The 826-nt window shown below is 67.9% G+C and carries 1 pseudogene; it reads right to left on the reverse strand.

The features are described from left to right. Positions 1-786: pseudogene (locus HF203_RS16040) on the reverse strand (transposase); the annotation flags it as partial. Positions 787-826 lie beyond the last annotated feature (40 nt).

Below are 826 nucleotides of genomic sequence, written 5' to 3' on the forward strand. Positions count from 1 at the left end.
GCGAGCGTCTGGTGAGCTGTCGGCGTGGTCGGTCTCGGGCGCTGCGGCGGTGCACGCCGTTGGCGGGCCCTCGACAACCTCAGGTGTCGATCGCTCTATGACAGCGAACGACCGTCCTGCCGTGTCACCTTCGTCCGCGCGCAAGGCGGCGATCCGCGCCGCGATCCCGGTATGCGCGCTCTCCTCCGGCGTCTCCGCGATCCCCGCCCGAATCGGGTTGAGATCGACATAGGCCATCACCGCCAACAACGCCGTCTCATCGAGGATCGCCTGCGAGCGAAAACGCCCCTCCCAGAACCGCCCGCGGACCCCGTCCTCCCGATTCGCCGCCCGCGCGATCGACTCGTTCAACACCCGCATGAACCACGAGAGATCCGCCAGCCGCGCCCGGTAGGTTGCGACCAAGTCCGCGACCAGATCCAGCTCCGCCTCAGTCATCTCCGTCCGCGTCGCAGGCGACAGAAACCGCTCCACCACCACCGGCCCCCGGAACAGACACCGTCAGCGCCGCAACACCTCGTCATCCGACCACCCCGCCGCGCGATCGGCATCGACCCGCACCACCAGATGCACGTGATTGCTCATCACCGCATAGGCCGCGACATCGATCGCGAACACCCCCGCGAGCTGACGCAACCGCAGTTCCACCCAGCCGCGCCGATGCTCGAAACTTCGCCCGGTCAACCGATCGAAGCCGCAGAGATACGCCCGGCGCACGCACCGCGTGACGACGTGATACCAGGGCGTATCGGACAAGGAGACGAGCGCGGCGCGGGGACGAGTCATGGGGCATCTCCGCAGGGGGTGTTGGGACAGGGCTTTGGGA

The organism is Marichromatium bheemlicum (assembly GCF_012276755.1).
GTDB classification, from domain to species: domain Bacteria; phylum Pseudomonadota; class Gammaproteobacteria; order Chromatiales; family Chromatiaceae; genus Marichromatium; species Marichromatium bheemlicum.